Source organism: Oscillatoria sp. FACHB-1407 (assembly GCF_014697545.1).
GTDB lineage: Bacteria > Cyanobacteriota > Cyanobacteriia > Elainellales > Elainellaceae > FACHB-1407.
Genome location: NZ_JACJSA010000061.1, coordinates 1 through 4,148 on the forward strand (window position 1 = coordinate 1; position 4,148 = coordinate 4,148).

The following is a 4,148-nucleotide window of genomic DNA, read 5'->3' on the forward strand; positions in this document are numbered from 1 at the left end:
GCATTATGGTTTGAGAAAAGCTAAAAGTATCTACGTTGAACACACGTCTTCAAGGTGAAAGTTTTGCTGTGCAATGGTTTCAATGATTCGACTATATATAATGGCTCAAAGCGGTTAAGTTGGCATCAGCTATTGATTTCAGTGCAAAATTCCAATCTCAAGGTTCATGTCTACTGCTCGTCATCACGCTGAATGGTTGTCACTGGTTGAAGCATCGGGGCCCTTCCTGAGTTTGCCAGTGTTGCTCAAGACCTTTCCGGCAGGACTTGATGCCCACGACCCAGAGCATTTGAAGCTGCTGCGATCGGCGTATGAGGAGTGGCAAGACAGCCAGTTTGGGCTAAAGCCAGAGCCAGCGATTCATCGGGCATGGGTGGAGTTTGTCCTCAAGCAAACGCTGGAGTTACCAGAGGAAGTGTTGCGGAGTGGGCAGCAGATTCCATCAGGGCTGAGTGTGGCGATCGCCGAGCAAAACGAAACGCTGCGTCCGGATTGGGTGGTTGTGAATCCAACAGGGACAGCAGATGCAGGGAAGCCTCGATTATTGGTGCAGATTGTGCCAGCAGAGCAGGGGTTAGAGAAACCGTTGAAGGGGTCACGCTGGGCAGCGAGTCCGGCGACACGGATGATGGAGTTGCTGCACGCTTGCAATGTGCGGTTGGGACTGGTGACAAACGGCGAACATTGGATGCTGGTGAATGCGCCCAAGGGAGAAACCACCGGGTTTATTTCCTGGTACAGCACGCTTTGGGTGGAAGAGCATCTGACGCTGCGGGCGTTTCGGAGTTTGCTGGGGGTGAGGCGGTTCTTTGGGGTGGATGACTCTGAGACACTGGAGGCACTGCTGACCCAAAGCTTGACAGATCAGCAGGAAGTGACTGACCAGTTGGGCTATCAGGTGCGACGAGCCGTAGAGGTGCTGGTGCAGGCGATCGCCCGTCTCGATCAAGACCAGAATGGAACCTTGCTAAAGGACATTGCTGAGTCGCAGCTTTATGTGTCTGCCCTAACCGTGATGATGCGGCTGGTGTTTCTCTTTTGTGCGGAGGAACGGGGACTGCTGCTATTGGGCGATCCGATTTATGATCAGCATTATGCGGTGTCTACGTTGCGGGAGCAGTTGCGATCGCACGCGGATCAGCATCGGGAGGAAGTGTTGGAGCGGCGATCGGATGCCTGGTGTCGGTTATTGGCAACGTTTCGGGCGGTGTATGGCGGGATCTTTCACGATACGTTGCAACTTCCAGCCTATGGCGGGAGTTTGTTTGACCCCGATCGCTTTCCGTTTTTAGAGGGGCGAGTCAAGGGGACGGAGTGGCAGACGAGTGGGGCTGACCCACTGCGGATCAATAACCGGATTGTGTTGCACTTGCTTGAAGCGTTGCAGATTTTGCAAATTCGGGTGCAAGGTGCAGGGGTGGAGCCGCGTCGGTTGTCGTTTCGGGCGTTGGATATTGAGCAGATTGGGCACGTCTATGAAGGCTTGCTGGATCATACTGCGGTGCGAGCGACTTCAACGGTGTTGGGGTTAGTGGGAACCCGCTATGAGGAGCCAGAGGTTGAACTGAGTGAGCTAGAGCGGTTTCAGGCGCAGGGCGAAGCGGCGTTACTGACCTGGTTGAAGGAACAGACGGGGCGATCGCCTTCTGCGTTGAAGAAAGCGTTGAGTGCAGAGATTGAGCCACGCGACCAGCAGCGATTGCGGACGGCTTGCAACAATGACCCGCAATTGTTCGATCGCGTCCTTCCCTTTGCGGGGTTGATTCGGCAGGATACGCTGGGCTATCCGGTGGTGATTCTGGAGGGGTCGGTGTATGTGACGGAAGGGGTCGATCGCCGTCAGACTGGGACGCACTACACGCCGCGCAATCTAACCGAGGAGATTGTGCAGTACACGCTGGAGCCGTTGGTGTTTGAGGGCGTGGCAGAGGGTAAGCCAAAGGAACAGTGGCGGTTGCGATCGCCTGCTGAATTGCTGCAACTGAAGATCTGCGACATGGCGATGGGGAGTGGCGCGTTTTTGGTGCAGACCTGTCGTTATCTGGCTGGGAAGCTGGTGGAAGCGTGGCAGCAGGAATTGGAGAATCCCCCTCATCCCCCCAACCCCCTTCTCCCACGAGGGGAGAAGGGGGAGCAAGAAATAGGGAAAAATCCTGGTTCGGCTCCCCTCTCCCTTGATGGGAGAGGGGTTGGGGGTGAGGGTGTAGATCGATGGGAAGTACCCGAATCTCTCAAACAAAAAATGCTTGAGATCGCTCGACAATTTCGCAAAGAACCTACTTCAAGTGAGGAGATTCTATGGCAAGCATTAAGAGGACGTAAGCTAGACAATCGCAAATTCAGAAGACAGCAACCAATTGGCTCTTTTGTCGTTGATTTCTTCTGTGCTTCGGAACGACTGATCGTTGAAGTGGATGGTGGAATTCATCAGACTCAACAGGATCTCGATCATCAGCGTCAAGAATTACTCGAATCGCTAGGACTCCGATTTGTCCGAGTTAGTAGTCAACTTGTCGAAACAAATTTGCCTCAAACCCTAGAAATCATACGAAAAGCCTTTGGCTCGGCTCCCCTCTCCCATCAAGGGAGAGGGGCTGGGGGTGAGGGTGACAAACCTGGCAATACTACCAAAATCCACATCCTACCCAGTGGCTCCCTCTCCCGTGGCGAAGTCGGCGAAACCATCCTCCCAACTGACCTGGATGAGCGGTTGCTGGTGGCGCGACGGATTGTAGCCGATCGCTGTCTCTACGGAGTAGACAAAAACCCATTAGCCGTTGAAATGGCGAAGCTATCGCTGTGGCTGGTGACACTGGCAAAGGGGCGACCGTTTACGTTTCTGGATCATGCGCTAAAGTGGGGCGATTCGCTGTTGGGCATTACTCGTGCGGAACAGATCGAATATTTGAATCTGAATCCAGACAATGAAGCGGTGCAGTATCCGATCGCTTCCCAAATTTGGCGACCAATTTTGCAGGATGCGATCGCCAAACGCCGCAGGCTGGAAAGTTTTAGCGTCAATGGCATTGAAGATTTACAGGAAAAGGAACGACTGTTTCAGGAGGCAGAACGGGCGATCGCTCGACTTCGGTTTGTGGGAGATTACTTGATTGGTAGAGCATTGGCAGATGCCGGGAAAACGTCTGATTTAACGACTGAAGATTTGATGGTGGTGTCGCAGCGGATTGAACAAGAGTTAGAGGGAACGGCAACGGAAGAACAAACGCGAGACATTACGGCACTGAAGGCAAGTGCAGAACGAATGTTAAACCTGGGAAATCCAGCAAATCAGTCGCCACGAAAACCATTTCATTGGCTGTTGGAGTTTCCTGAAGTGTTTTTGCAGGAAAATGTACCGAAGGGGTTTTCAGCGATCGTTGGTAACCCCCCATTTCAAGGTGGACAAAAAATTACAGGAACTCTCGGCACAGATTACCGAAATCTTTTAGTGGAGCATCTTGCAAATCGTCAACGAGGTAGCGCAGACCTTTGTGCATACTTTTTCCTTCAAGCCAATCAACTGACTAATCACTCTGGAGGATTTGGATTAGTTGCTACAAACACAATTGCTCAAGGTGATACTCGTGAAGTGGGTTTAGATCAATTAGTTACAAAGGGTTGTGCCATTTATCGAGCCGTGCCGAGTCGCCCGTGGATTGGTTCTGCCAGTCTAGAAGTGGCTTATCTCTGGCTGTGCAAACAGCACTGGCAAAGCGAATATGTTTTAGATGAAAAAATCGTCACTGGAATCACATCATTTTTAACGACACTTGGGAAAGCGGTTGGTAAACCCTATCAACTGGTTGCAAATCAAAATAAATCCTTTCAAGGTTCAAATATTCTAGGTCTAGGCTTTACGATGTCTCCAGAAGAGGCAAAGGTATTAATTGATAGAAATCCTAAAAATGGAGATGTACTATTTCCATTCTTAAATGGAGACGATCTGACTTCTCACTTTAATCAACTACCAAGTCGCTGGGTTATTAACTTTTTTGATTGGGCTTTGGATTCAGAACATGATGATCCAAAGAAACCCAAAGGATCACCGTAATTGCTCAATCCAGTAGCCAATCGGTCTGCTTTGAGGTAAGGGCACGGGAAATGGCGTCAAAGGCAGAAATGCCCTGACGCTTTGCAGTATTGACCAG

The 4,148-nt window shown here is 51.2% G+C and carries 1 protein-coding gene; it reads left to right on the top strand.

From position 1 onward, the window contains the following. The first annotated feature begins 166 nt into the window (after positions 1-166). Positions 167-4,051 carry an endonuclease domain-containing protein gene (locus H6G89_RS35475; protein WP_190514482.1) on the top strand — a complete coding sequence of 1,295 codons (3,885 nt, stop codon included), beginning with the start codon at positions 167-169 and terminating at the stop codon, positions 4,049-4,051. Positions 4,052-4,148 lie beyond the last annotated feature (97 nt).

Coding starts and splice junctions, on each gene's coding strand:
- H6G89_RS35475 (WP_190514482.1), top strand. CDS start 167: ATGTCTACTGCTCGTCATCACGCTGAATGGTTGTCACTGGTTGAAGCA.